The sequence below is a fragment of the Burkholderia plantarii genome (assembly GCF_001411805.1).
Lineage (GTDB): Bacteria > Pseudomonadota > Gammaproteobacteria > Burkholderiales > Burkholderiaceae > Burkholderia > Burkholderia plantarii.
The window spans coordinates 1,628,790-1,645,433 of record NZ_CP007213.1; the positions used below are offsets into that span (position 1 = coordinate 1,628,790).

The window sequence follows — 16,644 nt, forward strand, 5'->3', positions numbered from 1 at the left end:
AGTGTGGCGATCGCGGGCGGATCCGGTCCAACAAGAAAAAAAATACGCAGTGAACGGGTTTTCTTATCGGACCGGGCGGGCCGGGTGGGTGGGGCGCGGCGGCTGGCCGTCGAGATCGGTGCCGAGCGAGGCCGTGAACGCGCGCGCCGTCTCGGCCGCGAGTTCGGCGATCTTCGCCGGCAGCGGATTCGGCAGCCGGTGGCAGGCCACCAGCGGCATCGGCGCGAACGTGCTGTCGGCGTCGAGCACCACCAGCGAGCCGTCGCGCAGCTCGCGCTGGATGATCGCGGGCGGCAGCGCGGCCACGCCGAAGCCGTCGGAGACGAGCCGCACGATCGCGGCCACCGAGCTGATGCAGTTGATCCGCACCGGCCGCTCCACGGCGCGCGCGAACTCGCGTTCGATCGCGGTATGCGGCCCCGAATGGCGCGAGAAGCTCAGCACCGGGTGCTCGGCGAGCGTGCCGAGCGTGACCGGCGCGCCGCCCAGGCCGAGCGAGGGGCTCGCCACCCAGCGCATCGGGAATTCGCAGAGCGGGGTGTTGGCGAAATCGCGGTCGGCGAGCGTATCGGTCTGAAGAATCAGGTCGACGGCGTCGGCGCGCAGCCATTGCACGAGATGGATCGTGGTGTCGCTCGTGACTTCCACCTCGAGGCGCGGGAACCGCTCGCGGATCTGCGCCATCAGCGCCGGGAACCAGCTGTGGACGATCGACTCGATCACGCCGATGCGGATCAGGCCGGCGTCGCCGCCGGTGTCCTCCACCTCGCGGCGCATCTCGTCGCCGAGCCGCACGATCCGTTCCGCGTAGATCAGCATCTTGCGTCCGGCCGGCGTGAGCGTGGCCGAGCGCGAATTGCGGTCGAACAGGCGCACGTCGAAGCTTTCCTCGAGCGCGGCGATGCGGCTCGACACGGCGGCCTGGGTGGTGTGCAGCTTCTCGGCGGTGAGGCGGAAGTTCTGCAGGCGCGCGAGCCAGATGAAGGTTTCGAGGAAGCGGATGTTCATTGGGGCGGGGGCAGCGGGCAGGGATCGAGCCCGATGATAACGCGGCCATTTTTCGCCGAAATACCGTGAATGCCGCGCCCGGCGCCGGCGATAGCAAAAACTTTTTGGCGCGAATTTATTTTCTTGTTGGAGCGGAGCGGGCCGGCCGGGCAACACTTCGGCATCCGTTCGCGCCGGCCGGCACGGTGGTGGCCGCGCCTCGCGGCGCCGCTGCCGGGAACCGCATGCCGGTGCGCCAAGAATGGCAGTCCTGACGATTTGAAGCGATTCACGAGGAGCCCGCATGATCCCCCAGCGTCACCCGCGTCTTTCACGTTTCCCAAGTTTTGCGGCCACGCCGCGCACCGCCTTCGCCACCCGCCGGCTGGCGCGCGGCGTGGCGGCGGGGCTGGCCGGCGGCCTCGTCGCCTGCGCCGCGCAGGCGCAGTCGAGCGTCACGCTGTACGGCACCATCGACACCGCGCTGGTCTACGCGAACAACGCGGGCGGCAAGCGCCAGTTCGAGATGAACAGCAGCAACGTGCTCGGCAACCGCTGGGGGCTGCGCGGCTACGAGGATCTGGGCAACGGCCTGCGCGCCGTGTTCGACCTCGAGAACGGCTACTCGTCGACCACCGGCGGCTTCCAGCAGGGCGGCGACGAGTTCGGGCGCCAGGCCTGGGTCGGGCTCGCCTCGCCGCGCGCCGGCACGCTGACGATGGGGCGCCAGTACGACGCGGTGGTGGACTTCATCGGGCCGATGATCGCGGGCACGCAATGGGCCACCTACCTCGGCGGCCATCCGGGCGATCTCGACAACACCAACAACGATTACCGCTCGAACAGCTCGGTCAAGTACACCACGCCGACCTTCTCGGGGCTGCGCCTGAGCGGCCTCTACAGCTTCGGCGGCGTGCCGGGGCAGATGGGCCGCAACGCGATCTGGTCGCTCGGCGCCGGCTACACGGCCGGCCCGCTCGTGCTCGGCGCGGCCTACGTCAACGTCAAGGATCCGAATTTCTCGTACTTCGGCAACAACGCGACTTCGAGCGCGACCGGCAGCAACATGGCGGCGAGCCGCGTCTACTCGGGTTACGCCTCGGCCGGCAGCGAGCAGATCGTGGCGCTGGGCGGCACCTACACGGTCGGCCCGGCGATCGTCGGCGCGGTCTACACCAACACGCGCTTCGGCGATCTGGGCGCGCACGCGAGCCTCGATCCGGCCGGCTATCGCGGCTTCGCGAGCTTCCACAACGCCGAACTGAACCTGCGCTACTACCTGAGCCCGGCCTGGCTGCTCGGCGCGGCCTACGACGTCACGCGCGGCTACGGCGTGAATCACGTGACCTACCAACAGGGCGACCTCGGCGTCACCTACCTCTTCTCGAAGCGCACCCAGGTGTACCTGGTCGGCCTCTACCAGCACGCGTCGGGCACCGATTCGAGCGGGCAGGCGGCGGTGGCCAACATCAACGGGTTCGGCGCCGCGTCGACGCCGAACCAGGTGGCGGTGCTGGCCGGCATCACGCACCGCTTCTGAGTCCGGGCGGCGCGCGCCGACGTGGCCGGCGCCGCATGCGGCCGGCTCCCGACTTACTCGCCGCCGTGCTTCAGGCGCAGCGCGGCCACGGCCGCGATGGCCAGCGCCACCGCGAGCAGCGTGAGGCCGTTCTTCGCGTTGCCGGTGGCCTGCTCGATCGCGCCCACCACGGTCGGCCCGACGAAGCCGCCGAGCAGGCCGCAGGTGTTCACGAGGCCGAGGCCGCCCGCCAGCGCGGTGCCCGACAGCCGCGACGCCGGGAACGTGAAGATGATCGCCTGCACCACGAAGAACATCGCGGCGGCCACGCAGACGCTGAGCATGGCCAGCGCGGGCGGCGCACAGGCGGCGCAGACGAGGCCCGCGGCCATCACGGCGAGCCCGGCGCAGAGCAGCGCGCGCGAGCGCTTCGAGTCGCGCGCGAAGCGCGGCAGCGTGGCGGCGCCGAGCGCGGCCGCGACCCACGGCATCGCGCTGAGCAGCCCGACCGCGAACGGCGAGAACTGCCCCGACGCCGAGATGATGCCGGGCAGGAAGAAGATCATCGTGTAGATCGTCAACTGGTGGCAGAAGTAGACGAAGATCGCCAGCCAGATCTGCGGGTCGCGCACCGCGAGGCCGAACGAATGGCCGCCCTCGGCGGCGCCGGCGGCCTGCTGCTCGGCGGCCAGCGAGCGTTCGAGCGCGCGGCCCGTGTCGGCCGGCAGCCATGCCGCGCGGCTCGGCCGGTCCGGCAGCTTCGCCCAGACCACGAACGCGAGCAGGACGGCCGGAATCCCCTCGATCGCGAACAGCCACTGCCAGCCGTGCAGGCCGAGCGCGCCGTCGAGTTCGATCAGTGCGCCGGCCAGCGGCCCGCCCACGATGTTGGCCACGCACACGCCGAGCAGGAAGTAGCCGGTGGCGCGCGCGCGTTCCTCGCGGCCGAACCAGTAGGTCAGGTACAGCATCACGCCGGGGAACAGGCCCGCCTCGGCCGCGCCGAGCGCGAGCCGCATCACGTAGAACGAGGTCTCGCCGCGCACGAACGCCATCGCCACCGACAGCAGGCCCCAGGTGATCATGATGCGCGTGATCCAGAAGCGCGCGCCCACGCGATGCAGCACCAGGTTGCTGGGAATCTCGAGCACCGCGTAGGTCAGGAAGAACAGGCCGGCGCCGAGGCCGTAGGCGGCCGACGAGATGCCGAGGTCGAGGCTCATCGCGTGTTTCGCGAACGCGATGTTGGTGCGGTCGAGGAAGCTGATCACGTAGGCGACGATCAGGATCGGCATCAGCTTGCGGAACAGCAGCCGGTTCAGCGACGCGCGGGCGTCGCCTTCGACGGCGGACAGGGTGGCGGGTTGGGTCGACATCGTGGGTCTCCATCGTGCGGGCCGGCATGCCGCATCGGTTGTTTCGACAGGCGGGCGGCCCGCGCGCGGCGGCCGTGCCGGCCCGGGCGGGCGGCATGGCCGGTTCGCGCGCCGGCGGCGTGCCGGCGCCGGCCAGTCGTGGGTAAATCGATCCGTTACGGGGGGGCGGTAGGCCGCGCGCTCAGAAGTTGACCGCGTCGCCGCCCTTGAGCGCGAGCATCGCGCGCGCCTCGGCCGGCGTCGCGATCTCGAGCGACAAGCCTTCGAGTACCTGACGCATCTTCAGCACCTGCGCGGCGCTCGATTCGGCCAGCTTGCCCGGCCCGATCCAGAGCGAATCCTCGAGGCCGACGCGCACGTTCGCGCCCTGCGCCGCGCCGATCGTCGCGAGCGGAATCTGGTTGCGCCCGGCGCCGAGGATCGACCAGACGTAGTCGCGGCCGAACAGTCGGTCGGCGGTGCGCCGCATGTGCATGAGGTCCTCGGGATGCGCGCCGATTCCGCCCAGCAGCCCGAACACGCTCTGGATGAAGAACGGCGGCTTGGCGAGGCCGCGCTCGACGAAGTGCGCGAGGTTGTAGAGATGCGAGATGTCGTAGCACTCGAATTCGAAGCGCGTGCCGTTCGCGCCGCAGCTCGTCAGGATCGTCTCGATGTCGGCGAAGGTGTTCTTGAACACCAGGTCGCGGCTGTTGGCGAGATGCTCGCGCTCCCAGGCGTGCTTCTGGTCCGGGAAGCGTTCCAGCATCGGATAGAGGCCGAAATTCATCGAGCCCATGTTCAGCGACGCCACCTCGGGCTGGAAGTGGTGCGCGGGGCGCAGCCGCTCGGCCACCGTCATGTGCGGGCTGCCGCCCGAGGTCAGGTTGATCACGGCGTCGGTGCGGGCCTTGATGCGCGGCAGGAACTCGCTGAACACGGCCGGGTCCTGGGTCGGCCTGCCGTCGGATGGGTTGCGCGCGTGCAGGTGCAGGATCGCGGCGCCGGCCTCGGCGGCGGCCACCGCGGCCTCCTCGATCTCGCGCGGCGTGACGGGCAGGTACGGCGACATCGACGGCGTATGGATCGCGCCGGTCGGCGCGCAGGTGATGATGACTTTGCGGGCGGCAGCCATGGGATGGGCTCCTGGTTCGGTGGGTTGGGACGGACGGCTCGGTGGGGCGGGCGGCGCGCTACAGCACCTCGACGTTGCCGCACACCGAGATCGCCTGCCCCGAGATGCCCCGGCCGCCCGGCGAGCAGAGGAACAGCGCGGTGGCGGCGATCTCGGCCGGATCGGTCATGCGGCGCAGCGAGATCTTCTCGAGGTAGCGCGCCTCCATCTCGTCGTAGCCGATGCCGAGCTGCTTCGCGCGCGCCTCGATCACGCCGCGCATGCGCGGGCCGCGCACGATGCCGGGCTGGATCGCGTTGACGCGGATGCCGGTCGGCCCGAGTTCGATCGCGAGGCTCTTGACGAGCCCGACGATGGCCCACTTGGTGGCCGCGTAGGGCGAGCGGAACGCATAGCCGAGCCGGCCCGCCACCGACGACAGCGCGATGATCGCGCCGCCGTGCGGGGCCTCGCGCAGCAGCGGCACGGCGCGCCGCGCGAAGCGGAACTGCGCGTCGAGGTTGATCGAGATGGTCTGCTGCCACTGCGCCGGATCGATCTCGTCGATGCCGCCGGTGGGACCGGCGATGCCGGCGTTGTTGACGAGCACGTCGAGCCCGCCGAGCGTGCGGCCGAGGTCGTCGAACACGCGCTCGACCGCGGCCGGGTCCGAGACGTCGGCCAGCGTCGCGCCGATCGCGGCAGCCGAGGGGCGGTCGGCCAGCGCGGCGATCGCGGCCCCGGACGCGTCGCAGACGTGGACGCGCGCGCCGCATTCGGCGAACGCGTCGGCGATCGTGAGGCCGATGCCGGACGCGCCGCCCGTCACGAGCACGCGCAGGCCGCCGGGTGGTTTGAGCAGATCGAGGATGGCCATGCCGGTGTGTCTCCTGTTTCGTTGTACTGAGGGTTGTCGCGATGCGCCGCGGCGCGTTCGTGTTGCCGTCCTGCCGGTGTTGCCGTGTCTGGTGCCGTTGCTGCCGCTGCCGTGTCGCGGTGGGCGCTCACGTGCGCGGCGCGCCGCTCAGGACGCGCGTGCCGGCTTGAGCCGGGCCGGCGCGCCCGCCAGCGTCGCCGCCAGATCGTGCGCCGCGCCGCCGATGTCGAGCGCGATGCCGGCGCGCGCGCCGGCGCCGTCGCGACGGGCGAGCGCGTCGACGATCGCGCGGTGCGCGTCCATCGAGCGTCGCATGTGCGGGATGTCGGGGGCCACCATGTTCAGGAACGGGCCGATCCGCATCCACAGGTTCTCGATGATCGCGAGCGTGTTCTCGCTCGCGCCGTGCTGGTAGATCGCGCGGTGGAACGCGAAGTTGCGCTGCAGGTAGGCGCGCGCGTCGCCGGCTTCCGCATGGACGTGCATCGCATCGCAGAGCGCGCGCGCCTCGGCGATCTGCGCATCGCTCATGCGCGCGGTGGCGCGCCCGGCCACGCAGCCTTCGAGCGCGATCCGCACGTCGCGCAGCTCGTCGAGCATCTCCACCGTCATCGGCGGCACCACCATCGCGCGGTTCGGGCCGTCCACCAGCGCGCGCTCGGCGCGCAGCCGCGTGAGCGCCGCGCGCACCGGCATGGTCGACGAGCCGACGGCCTCGGCCACGCTGCGCAGGCTCAGCGCCTGACCGGGCGCGAAACGGCCGCTCATCAGCGCCTCGCGCAGTTGCCGATAGACCTGGTCGGCCATCGTCTGGGCCTCGATGACCGGCAGGCCGGGTGCCACGATGCGGGGTGCCAAGGCGGGGTCTCCTGAAGACTGGTGTGATCACACTTGCGATGTCTGGCAGTGTTGTCGATCGATGCGTGGACGTCAAGGCGCATGGCGTCAGGGAAAACGCGGGGTCGCCGCTCCTGGCCCGCCGGGCGCGGTGAGGGCGGCGTCGCCGCGCGATTCGTTTCATGCGTGAATTAAATGAATCGAGAAGAAAAATCCATTTGTTTCATGAGTCGGTGCTGTCTACGATGTCATCACTGCGGCGCCTCGACGCACTCGCGACGCATCCGTGTCGATGCGTGCCCGCCGCCCCGATTCACGATTCACCGAACTGCCGCGCTCACCATGTCCTCGCCCGCCACGCCGACTCCTTCCGCCGCCCCGGCCGCTTCGCCGGGCGTGGTTGCATTGTCCGCACCGTCCGCGTCATCCGCCGCTTCGCGCGAGACGGGCGCCGCCGCGCTGCGCCCGCTCGCGCGTTTCGCGATCGTGACGCTGCTCACGGGCGTGGGCGCCGGTATCGGCGGCATGCTGCTGGCGCTGCTGCTGCACGCGATCCAGCATCTCGCCTATGGCTACAGCCTCGCCCACGTGATCAGCGGCCAGACCTTTCTCGACGGCGTCTCGCATGCCGCGCCGGCGCGCCGCGTGGCGGCGATGGCCGGCTGCGGGCTGGTGGCCGGGTTCGGCTGGTGGGCCGTGTATCGCTACGGCAAGCCGCTCGTCAGCATCAAGCGCGCCGTGCAGGCCGCCGATCCGCGCATGCCGGTGGCGAGCACGCTCGCGCATGCGCTGCTGCAGATCGTGACGGTCGCGCTCGGCTCGCCGCTCGGCCGCGAGGTGGCGCCGCGCGAGATCGGCGCGCTGTGGGCCGGCTGGATCGCGCATCGCGCCGGGCTGCCGGCCGCCGACCAGCGGCTGATGGTGGCCTGCGGCGCCGGCGCGGGGCTCGCGGCCGTCTACAACGTGCCGCTCGGCGGCGCCGTGTTCGTGCTCGAGGTGCTGCTCGGCACGTTCGGCTGGCGCGCCGCGGTGCCGGCGCTCGTCACCTCGTCGATCGCGGCGGTGGTGGCCTGGATCGGGCTCGGCAACGAGCATCAGTACACGGTCGCGCCGCTTGCGATCGACGCGTCGCTGGTGGTGTGGGCCACCGTCTGCGGGCCGTTGTTCGGGCTCGCGGCCTGCGGCTTCGCGCGCCTCACCACGGCCGCGCGCGCGAACGCGCCGAGGGGCTGGCGGCTGCCGCTGCTGTCAGTGCTGAACTTCACGATCATCGGCGGCCTGTCGATCGCGCTGCCGGCGCTGCTCGGCAACGGCAAGGGGCCGGCCTCGCTCGGCTTCGACAGCGCGCTCACGGTGGGCATGGCCGCCACGCTGCTGGTGCTGAAGGTGGCGATCGAGTGGGGCAGCCTGCGGGCCGGCGCCGAAGGCGGTCTGCTGACGCCGGGCCTCGCCAACGGCGCGCTGCTGGCGATCGTGCTCGGCGGCGCGTGGCAGCTGCTCTGGCCGGGCACGGCGCCCGGCGCGTTCGCGATCGTCGGCGCGGCGGCGTTCCTCGCCGCGTCGATGCAGATGCCGCTGACGGCGATCGTGCTGATCGCCGAGTTCACGCGCGTCGGCCACGACTTCCTGATTCCGATGCTGATCGCGGTGGGCGGGTCGATCGCCGCGTACCGGCTGGTGTCGCGGCGCGCGAACCGCTGAGCGCCCGAGCACCGGGCGCGGCGGGAGCCGTCAGGCCACGCCGCGGGTCTGGAACGGCGGCTCGCTGCCCCCGGTCGTGCCGCCGGGCGCCGTGCCGCGGTGGATCGCGGCGACGCGGCGCGTCAGGCGCGGGTGGGAGCGGTTGATCTCGGTGAGGAAGCCGAAGATCGGCGGCACCTGCCGCTCCCGGGCCACGAATGCCTCGCAGTTCATCAAGCCGTTCAGGCGGCGGCAGCCGCGGCCCAGCATCTGCAGCGCGCCGCGCGAAGCGGCCGCGTCCTTCGCCAGACAGGCACCGATGCTGTCGCACGTATATTCGCGCGAGCGGGAATAGGCCTTGCCCGGGAACGGGACGAGATGGGCCGGCGGCCGGAGCGCGTCGAGCCACGGATTCAGATGGCCCGCCGCGTGATGGCCGAGTTCGTGGCCGATCACGAAGCGCACCTGCGCGTGGTCGTTGGCCTCCACCAGCGCGGCGGTCAGGAACACGTAGCGGCCGCCGAACAGCCGTCGTGCGCATGCGTTGAACACGCCGTTCGCGTTGTGGATGAAGGTTCGCGGCGGCTCGCCCAGACCGATTTCGCGCGATGCCTCGACCACCATCGCATGCAGCGCCGGAAACTGGCTCGGGCCGACCAGCACCATGTTGCCGAACGCCGTTGCCCGATAGGCGCCGCCCATCAGCCAGCGCGCGATCGCGAAAAAGATCGCGTAGCCTGCGTAGAGCCGGATCACGTGCCCGAACTTCGGGTCGTACCAGTGCGAGCGGAGCCATTGGATGATCGAGGCCGGGACCGATATGTGCGCCGGCGCGGCGGCGCGCCTTGGCGTGGGCGAGTCGGGCGGCGCGTGATCCGTGGCGGGAAGGCCGGGCGCGCGGCCTCGGCGGGCGGCGGCGGGTGCCTGGTTCGACGGGGCGCTTCGCGGCGACGCACGAGGATCCATCGATCCACGATGGGGACGTCCATGCGCCCCGGTCATTTTGAATCCGTCATTACGGCGTGACCGGGGTCGGCGGACAAGCGCTTCGCGAGGGGCGGTGCGCAAGCGGCCTGAAAGCGGCGTGGCACGCCCATGACATGACCGTCCGGCTGCGCCGGACGCAGCGGGCGCGAGCTGCGGCGCGGCCCGCGAACCGGGCCGGCGTCGCAAGCTTTACCTTTCGGCTGGATGGTTTATTGTTGAGGCGTGCGGGCCGGGGTAGCGCGGCCCGCACCGCGGCGCGCCGTGCCGGCATAATCATCGCTGCCGCGGGCCGGCCGGATCGATGCATGGGCAACGATCGTCGTTGCGCGCGAATCCTCGATGGAGGCCGAATGGAAATCTTCGACGCATTGCATCTGGCGCGCCTGCAGTTCGCGTTCACGGTGTCGTTCCACATCGTGTTTCCCGCGATCAGCATCGGCATGGCCAGTTTTCTCGCGGTGCTCGAAGGGATGTGGCTGAAGACCGGCGATTCGTCGTACAAGGACATGTTCCTGTTCTGGTCGAAGATCTTCGCGGTCGGCTTCGGCATGGGCGTGATCTCGGGCGTGGTGATGGCCTACGAGATCGGCACCAACTGGAGCGGCTTCTCGCGCATCGCGGGCAGCGTCACCGGCCCGCTGCTGACCTACGAAGTGCTGACGGCTTTCTTTCTCGAGGCCGGCTTCCTCGGCGTGATGCTGTTCGGCTGGCAGCGCGTGAGCGCGCGCGCGCATTACTTCGCCACGCTGATGGTGGCGCTCGGCACGCTGATTTCCACGTTCTGGATCCTCGCCTCGAACAGCTTCATGCAGACGCCGCAGGGCTTCGGCATCGAGGGCGGCCGGATCGTGCCGGTGGACTGGTGGAAGATCGTCTTCAACCCGTCGTTCCCGTACCGGCTGCTGCACATGACCACCGCCGCGTTCATCGTCGCGGGCTTCCTCGTCGCGGCCTGCGGGGCGTGGCACCTGTTGAAGGGGCGGCGCGACGCGGCCGTCAAGCGCAGCTTCTCGATGGCGCTGTGGCTGCTGCTGCCGCTGGTGCCGATCCAGATTGCGATCGGCGACGCGCACGGCCTGAACACGCGCGAATACCAGCCGGCCAAGATCGCGGCGATCGAGGGCGTGTGGGAAACGGAGCAGGGCGGCACCGCGCTGAACCTGGTCGGGCTGCCCGACATGCAGGCCGAGGTCACGCGCTACGCGATCCGGGTGCCGCATCTGGGCAGCCTGATCCTCACGCACAGCTGGGACGGCGAGATCCGCGGCCTGAAAACCTTCCCGCCCGAGGACCGGCCGTATTCGCCGATCCTGTTCTGGACCTTCCGCGTGATGGCGGGGCTCGGCTTCCTGATGCTGTTCGCGGTACTGCTCGGCTGCTGGCTGCGGCGCGGCGGCCGGCTCTACGAGTCGCGCGTGTTCCAGCGCTTCATGCTGTGGATGGGGCCGTCGGGCATCGTGGCGCTGCTGGCCGGCTGGATCACCACCGAGGTGGGGCGCCAGCCGTGGACCGTCTACGGCGTGCTGCGCACCGAGCATTCGGTGTCGCCGCTCACCGGCCAGCAGGTCGGCGTCACGCTGCTGCTGTTCGTGATCGTCTACTTTCTCGTATTCGGCACCGGCGTCTACTACATGCTGAAGCTGATGCGCAAGGGCCCCTCGGCCGGCCACGACGAAGCCCGGGCCGCCCATCCCGCGCTGCATGCCCGGGCGCTGTCGCGCCCGCTCGATTCGATCGACGGAGAGTGACACGATGGTTCTCGATCTTCCCGTGCTGTGGGCGTGCATCGTCGGGCTCGGCGTGTTCCTCTACGTGATGCTCGACGGCTTCGATCTCGGCATCGGCCTGCTGTTTCCGTTCTTCGACGCCGAGCGCGAGCGCCAGGTGATGCTCAACACGGTCGCGCCCGTGTGGGACGGCAACGAAACCTTCCTGGTGCTGGGCGGCGCGGTGCTGTACGGCGCGTTCCCGGTGGCCTACGCCACGCTGCTGCCGGCCAACTATCTGCCGCTGATCCTGATGGTGATCGGGCTGATCTTCCGCGGCGCCGCGTTCGAGTTGCGCGCGAAGGCGGTGCGCACGCAGAACCTGTGGGACCTGGCGTTCATCGGCGGCTCGATGCTCGCCACCTTCTGCCAGGGCGTCGTGCTCGGCTCGCTGCTGCAGGGCACGAAGATCGTCGACGGCAGCTTCGCCGGCGACCCGTTCGGCTGGCTCTCGCCGTTCAGCGTGTTCTGCGGCTTCTGCCTGCTGATCACCTACGCCACGCTCGGCTGCGGCTGGATCATCTGGAAGACCGACGGCGCGCTGCAGGCGAAGGCCTATTTCCTGATGAAGCCGCTCTGTCTGATGCTGCTCGGCGCGATCTTCCTGGTCAGCGCCTGGACCGTGATCGGGCTGCCGGCCGTGGCCGATCGCTGGTTCGGCGGCAGCCGCCTGATCGTGTTCTCGCCGGTGCCGATCCTGGTGCTCGCCTGCGCGGCGGGCATCGTGCGCGCGGTGAACCGGCGCCGCGACACGCATCCGTTCGTGCTCACGCTGGCGATCCTGTTCCTCGGCTACACCGGCCTCGTGATCAGCATCTGGCCGAATCTCGTGCCGCCCTCGCTGAGCATCTGGGATGCTTCCTCGCCGGCCAAAAGCCAGTGGTTCATCCTGGTCGGCACGGTGATCGTGCTGCCGGTCATCCTCGTCTACAACTTCATGCAGTACCGCGTATTCCACGGCAAGGTGCGCGAGGGCGACGCCGGCTATCACTGAGCGGCGGCGGGCCGGGAGAGCGCCGCACGGGCCCGACGCCGGCCGGGCGGCAGGCCGCGCGAACGGCCGGGACATCACGCGAGATTGCCGTGAAGCGCCGCAAAACCGCGTGCCGGCGCCGGATTCGCAGGCGCGCGAACGTGCAGGTTCGCGCAAAAGACGATATATTTGCGACCCTATTGAAACGAGCCGAATGTTTCAGAAGTCTTTCATGCAGTGAGGCGCGGCATGCCGTGGCGGCGCTGCATTCGATGTGCATGCCATGCATTCACGTGACGGGAAGGACATGACAATCAGGCAAATCGGGTGGGCGTTCCGGATGTCTCTTCGGGCAGACGTGTCTCGTGCCGCGTGGCGCGCACGGGGCGCTGCTGCCGCCGACAGCATGCACGCGCCGCCGTGCTTCACCTTGCCGAATCCGGCATGGGCGAAGTCACGCGGCGCGGCGCACCGCGTGCCACGTAGTGGGTTCCCAGTTTCCGCCGTTGCGTTCGCGCCCGCCCGAGCGGGTGCGTGCCGTCGCCGGCGTTTCGCGTAGCAGGCGCCGCGGCCGTCCTCATGACGGCCGCGGCCGGCGCGTGCCATGCATCGGCCGTTGCATGACACGCGGTTTCGTGGTCGGTATAAAAAAAACGATGGAGGATGACCTGCGCGCCTCGGCTGCGCAGTTTCGTGGATTAACCATCTCAAAAAAAGGTTGGGATCATGACAAGACAATCCTCGTCGCTCGGTGTCATCGGCGGGCTGACGCTGCTGTTCGCCGTGCTGGCCGGGCTCTACCTGCTGGTCGGCGGCGTCTGGCTCGCCGCGATCGGTGGCTCGGCCTACTACGTGGTGGCCGGCATCGTGCTGCTGGTGTTCGCCTGGCTGATCCGCGGCCGCCGCGCCGTCGCGCTCTCGCTCTATGCGCTGCTGCTGGTGGGCACCGCGATCTGGGCGGTCGGCGAATCCGGCTTCGACTTCTGGGCGCTCGCGCCGCGCTCGGGCGTGCTGGTGGTGTTCGGCGTCTGGCTCCTGGTGCTCGTCACGCGCAAGCTCGACGGCGCGCGCGCCGCGAACGGCTGGGCCCTGACCGCCTCGCTGCTGATCTGGGCCGGCGTGCTGGTGTACGCGAACTTCAATGATCCGCAGGAACTGAACGGCACGCTCGCGGCCGCCGCGCCCGCGCGGACCTCGCCGGTTCCCGGCATCGCCGACGCGGACTGGCCCGCCTACGGCCGCACCCAGGACGGCACGCGCTATTCGCCGCTCAAGCAGATCACGCCCGACAACGTGAAGAACCTGCAGGTGGCCTGGTCTTTCCGCACCGGCGACATGAAGGGCCCCAATGACCCGGGCGAGATCACGGCCGAGGTCACGCCGATCAAGATCGGCAACCTGCTCTACCTCTGCTCCCCGCACCAGATCCTGTTCGCGCTCGACGCGACCACCGGCAAGCTCGCGTGGAAGTTCGACCCGCGCCTGAAGAACGACCCGTCGTTCCAGCACGTGACCTGCCGCGGCGTGTCGTATCACGACCTGTCGGCCGACGCGCAGGCCGGCGCCGCGCCCGCCGCCGACACCGCCATGACGGCCGCCGCCGCACCGGCCTCGGGCACGACGGTTGCCGCCGCCGACGCTACCGCCGCGAGCGCCGCAACGGATGCGGCGGCCAGCGCGCCGGCCGCTCCGGCCCCGGCCGCGGCCACCGCGCAAGCCTCGCCGGCCGCCTGCACGCGCCGCATCTACCTGCCCGTCAACGACGGCCACCTCTATGCGCTCGACGCGCTGACGGGCGAACGCTGCGCCGGGTTCGGCAACAACGGCGACCTCGACCTGCAGCACGCCCAGCCGGTGACCACGCCGGGCATGTACGAGCCGACCTCGCCGCCCGTCATCACGAACAGCGTGATCGTGGTCGCCGGCTCGGTCGAGGACAACTTCTCGACGCGCGAGCCGTCCGGCGTGATCCGCGGCTTCGACGTGCGCACCGGCCAGCTGGTGTGGGCGTTCGATCCGGGCGCGAAGGACCCGAACCACATTCCCGGCCCGGGCGAGCACTACACCTGGAATTCGCCGAACTCGTGGGCGCCGTCGGCCTATGACGCGAAGCTCGACATCGTCTACCTGCCGATGGGCGTGACCACCCCCGACATCTGGGGCGGCAACCGCACGCCGGAGCAGGAGCGCTACGCGAGCGGCGTGCTCGCGCTGCATGCGTCCACCGGCAAGCTGGCCTGGTTCTACCAGACCTCGCACCACGACCTGTGGGACATGGACCAGCCGGCGCAGCCCACGCTGGCCGACATCACCGACAAGAACGGCAAGACGGTGCCGGTGGTATACGCGCCGGCCAAGACCGGCAACATCTTCGTGCTCGACCGCCGTACCGGCACGCCGGTGGTGCCGGCCCCCGAACTGCCGGTGCCGCAGGGCGCCGCCAAGGGCGACCGGCTCTCGCCGACGCAGCCGTTCTCGGATCTCACGTTCCGTCCGAAGCAGAAGCTCACGGACGCCGACATGTGGGGCGCGACGATGTTCGACCAGCTGGTGTGCCGCGTGATGTTCCATAAGCTGCGCTACGAAGGCACCTTCACGCCGCCGTCGGAGCAGGGCACGCTGGTGTTCCCGGGCAACCTCGGGATGTTCGAGTGGGGCGGCATCGCCGTCGACACCGACCGCCAGATCGCGATCGCCAACCCGATCGCGCTGCCGTTCGTCTCGCGGCTGATCCCGCGCGGTCCGGGCAACCCGATGGAGCCGCAGGCCGGCGCCAAGGGCAGCGGCACCGAGTCGGGCATCCAGCCGCAATACGGCGTGCCCTACGGCGTGACGCTGAACCCGTTCCTCTCGCCGTTCGGCCTGCCGTGCAAGCAGCCGGCCTGGGGCTACGTGTCGGCGATCGACCTGAAGACCAACCAGATCGTCTGGAAGCGCCGCATCGGCACGGTGCGCGACAGCTCGCCGGTGCCGCTGCCGTTCCGGATGGGCATGCCGATGCTGGGCGGCCCGGCCACCACGGCGGGCGGCGTGTTCTTCATCGGCGCGACCGCGGACAACTACATCCGCGCCTACGACACCGACAACGGCAAGCTGCTGTGGCAGCAGCGCCTGCCGGCCGGCGGCCAGGCCACGCCGATGACCTACGAGGCCAACGGCCGCCAGTACGTGGTGATCTCGGCGGGCGGCCATGGCTCGTTCGGCACCAAGCTCGGCGACTACATCATCGCCTACGCGCTGCCGGACACGAAGTAAGCGGGCCGCGAGGCCGCGGGCCATGGCGGCCGATGCCATTGAGGCTGTCGATGCCGGTGCGAACGGCTTGCCGTCGCACCGGCTTTTTGCTGTGATGTTTGCCTTTCCGTTCGTTTCGGCCCGCGCCCGCGGGCCGGCGGAGCCGTTCATCGATGTCTTCCCATTTCGTTGCGAGCGCAACTTTCCCTGGCGCTGCCGGGCCGGGGCCGGGGCCGGGGCCGCGTGCCGTCCGGCGGGCCGCCGCGTTCTTCGCGTGTCTCGGCTTCGGCCTGCAGGCGGGCGCCTGTGCCGCGCAGGGCTCGGTCACGCTGTACGGCCTGCTCGACACCAGTATCGAGGTGACCAACCCCGGCTCGGGCTGGGTGCCGCGGCTCGACTCGGGCGCCTATCGCGGCTCGCGCATCGGCTTGCGCGGCAGCGAGCCGATCGGCGGCGGGCTGCGCGTGCTGTTCGCGCTCGAGAGCGGCTTCGGCTCCAACGACGGCACGCTTTCCACGGCCGGCACGCTGTTCAACCGGCAGGCCTGGGTCGGGCTCGGCGCGCCGTGGGGCGAGCTGCGCGTGGGCCGGCAATATTCGCCGATCTACATTCCGTTCAAAGGCCAGATCGACGCGTTCGGCGCGGGCACGATCGCCTCGGGCCTCAACAACCTGTCGAAGATCACGCCCTACGAGAGCGACGCGATCACCTACCTGTCGCCCGATTTCCACGGCTTCACGACCACGCTGATGGTGTCGCTGCGCGATCCGTCGGGCGGTGGCGCGAACGGGCTGGGCGGCAGCATCGCGACCTTCGCCTATCGGCAGGGGCCGTTCCGGATCGCGTTCGCGCACCAGCAGACCAACGACGCGGGAGCGCTGCGCGCGAACCTCGGCGGCGTGTCCTACCGCTTCGGGCGGCTCACGGCATTCGTGTCGATGTTCAACGGCGACGGCGGCACGCCGCGCTATCACGACGACGGCATGGCCGTGTCGATGCGCTACGCGATGACGGCGCGGCTGCGCGCCTCGCTCGGCTACACCTACCTGCGCGACCGCTCGGGCGGCGGCGACGACGCGGACCAGTTCAGCGCCGCGGCCGAGTACGATCTCTCGCCGCGCGTGCTGCTCTACGCGAGCGCCGGCTGGCTGCGCAATCGCGGCGCGGCCACGTTTACGCTGCGCGGCGTGAACGTGACGGGGCTCACGCCGGCGTATCCGGGCGCGACCGTGAAGGGCGTGCAGCTGGGGATGATCGAGCGGTTCTGAGTGCCGGTTCAGGCCGCGCGCAGCGGTGCGGCGGCCTTCACGTCCGA

12 protein-coding genes are annotated in these 16,644 nt (G+C 70.3%); 6 read left to right on the forward strand and 6 right to left on the reverse strand.

Features of this window, described 5'->3' with window-relative positions:
• Positions 1 to 63: 63 nt before the first annotated feature.
• Positions 64 to 1,008: a LysR family transcriptional regulator gene (locus bpln_RS24225; RefSeq protein WP_244131865.1), complete on the reverse strand. Its 945-nt coding sequence runs from the start codon at positions 1,006 to 1,008 to the stop codon at positions 64 to 66.
• A 364-nt stretch (positions 1,009 to 1,372) separates the two neighbouring features.
• Here bpln_RS24225 and bpln_RS24230 point away from each other — a divergent pair, with 364 nt between their 5' ends.
• Positions 1,373 to 2,527 (forward strand): porin, encoded by a 1,155-nt coding sequence (locus bpln_RS24230; protein WP_055141204.1) that lies wholly within the window; start codon positions 1,373 to 1,375, stop codon positions 2,525 to 2,527.
• 53 nt (positions 2,528 to 2,580) lie between these two features.
• Here the strand turns inward: bpln_RS24230 and bpln_RS24235 are convergent, their stop codons facing one another.
• The 4 genes from bpln_RS24235 to bpln_RS24250 form a co-directional block, all read right to left on the reverse strand.
• Positions 2,581 to 3,882 carry an MFS transporter gene (locus bpln_RS24235; RefSeq protein WP_042627774.1) on the reverse strand — a complete coding sequence of 434 codons (1,302 nt, stop codon included), beginning with the start codon at positions 3,880 to 3,882 and terminating at the stop codon, positions 2,581 to 2,583.
• Positions 3,883 to 4,063: 181 nt separating this feature from the next.
• Positions 4,064 to 4,996, reverse strand: coding sequence for a 3,5-dioxohexanoate:acetyl-CoA acetone transferase (gene kce, locus bpln_RS24240; RefSeq protein ID WP_042627775.1), 933 nt, complete (start codon positions 4,994 to 4,996; stop codon positions 4,064 to 4,066).
• Between the two features lie 58 nt (positions 4,997 to 5,054).
• Positions 5,055 to 5,852 carry an SDR family oxidoreductase gene (locus tag bpln_RS24245; protein WP_042627776.1) on the reverse strand — a complete coding sequence of 266 codons (798 nt, stop codon included), beginning with the start codon at positions 5,850 to 5,852 and terminating at the stop codon, positions 5,055 to 5,057.
• 147 nt (positions 5,853 to 5,999) lie between these two features.
• A complete protein-coding gene (locus bpln_RS24250) occupies positions 6,000 to 6,710 on the reverse strand; it encodes a GntR family transcriptional regulator (RefSeq protein ID WP_042627777.1) in 711 nt (236 codons plus the stop codon).
• Between the two features lie 384 nt (positions 6,711 to 7,094).
• Between bpln_RS24250 and bpln_RS24255 the strand changes: the two genes are divergently transcribed.
• Positions 7,095 to 8,390: a chloride channel protein gene (locus tag bpln_RS24255; RefSeq protein WP_055140231.1), complete on the forward strand. Its 1,296-nt coding sequence runs from the start codon at positions 7,095 to 7,097 to the stop codon at positions 8,388 to 8,390.
• Positions 8,391 to 8,420: 30 nt separating this feature from the next.
• Here bpln_RS24255 and bpln_RS24260 read toward each other — a convergent pair whose 3' ends face one another.
• On the reverse strand, positions 8,421 to 9,125 hold the full coding sequence (locus tag bpln_RS24260) for a M48 family metallopeptidase (protein WP_244131862.1): 705 nt from the start codon (positions 9,123 to 9,125) through the stop codon (positions 8,421 to 8,423).
• Between the two features lie 581 nt (positions 9,126 to 9,706).
• Between bpln_RS24260 and bpln_RS24265 the strand changes: the two genes are divergently transcribed.
• The 4 genes from bpln_RS24265 (at position 9,707) to bpln_RS24280 (ending at position 16,597) form a co-directional block, all read left to right on the forward strand.
• Entirely contained in the window at positions 9,707 to 11,104 is a 1,398-nt protein-coding gene (locus bpln_RS24265) for a cytochrome ubiquinol oxidase subunit I (protein ID WP_042627779.1), read from the forward strand.
• Positions 11,105 to 11,108: 4 nt separating this feature from the next.
• Positions 11,109 to 12,116, forward strand: coding sequence for a cytochrome d ubiquinol oxidase subunit II (cydB, locus tag bpln_RS24270; protein WP_042627780.1), 1,008 nt, complete (start codon positions 11,109 to 11,111; stop codon positions 12,114 to 12,116).
• Between the two features lie 705 nt (positions 12,117 to 12,821).
• On the forward strand, positions 12,822 to 15,350 hold the full coding sequence (locus bpln_RS24275; protein ID WP_055140232.1) for a glucose/quinate/shikimate family membrane-bound PQQ-dependent dehydrogenase: 2,529 nt from the start codon (positions 12,822 to 12,824) through the stop codon (positions 15,348 to 15,350).
• A gap of 152 nt (positions 15,351 to 15,502) precedes the next feature.
• Positions 15,503 to 16,597 carry a porin gene (locus bpln_RS24280; protein ID WP_244131861.1) on the forward strand — a complete coding sequence of 365 codons (1,095 nt, stop codon included), beginning with the start codon at positions 15,503 to 15,505 and terminating at the stop codon, positions 16,595 to 16,597.
• Positions 16,598 to 16,644: the final 47 nt, after the last annotated feature.

Bases quoted from the DNA above. Each gene is read 5' to 3' on its own strand.
- bpln_RS24225 (WP_244131865.1), bottom strand. From the start codon at position 1,008: ATGAACATCCGCTTCCTCGAAACCTTCATCTGGCTCGCGCGCCTGCAG.
- bpln_RS24235 (WP_042627774.1), bottom strand. From the start codon at position 3,882: ATGTCGACCCAACCCGCCACCCTGTCCGCCGTCGAAGGCGACGCCCGC.
- kce (WP_042627775.1), bottom strand. From the start codon at position 4,996: ATGGCTGCCGCCCGCAAAGTCATCATCACCTGCGCGCCGACCGGCGCG.
- bpln_RS24245 (WP_042627776.1), bottom strand. From the start codon at position 5,852: ATGGCCATCCTCGATCTGCTCAAACCACCCGGCGGCCTGCGCGTGCTC.
- bpln_RS24265 (WP_042627779.1), top strand. From the start codon at position 9,707: ATGGAAATCTTCGACGCATTGCATCTGGCGCGCCTGCAGTTCGCGTTC.
- cydB (WP_042627780.1), top strand. From the start codon at position 11,109: ATGGTTCTCGATCTTCCCGTGCTGTGGGCGTGCATCGTCGGGCTCGGC.
- bpln_RS24275 (WP_055140232.1), top strand. From the start codon at position 12,822: ATGACAAGACAATCCTCGTCGCTCGGTGTCATCGGCGGGCTGACGCTG.
- bpln_RS24280 (WP_244131861.1), top strand. From the start codon at position 15,503: ATGTCTTCCCATTTCGTTGCGAGCGCAACTTTCCCTGGCGCTGCCGGG.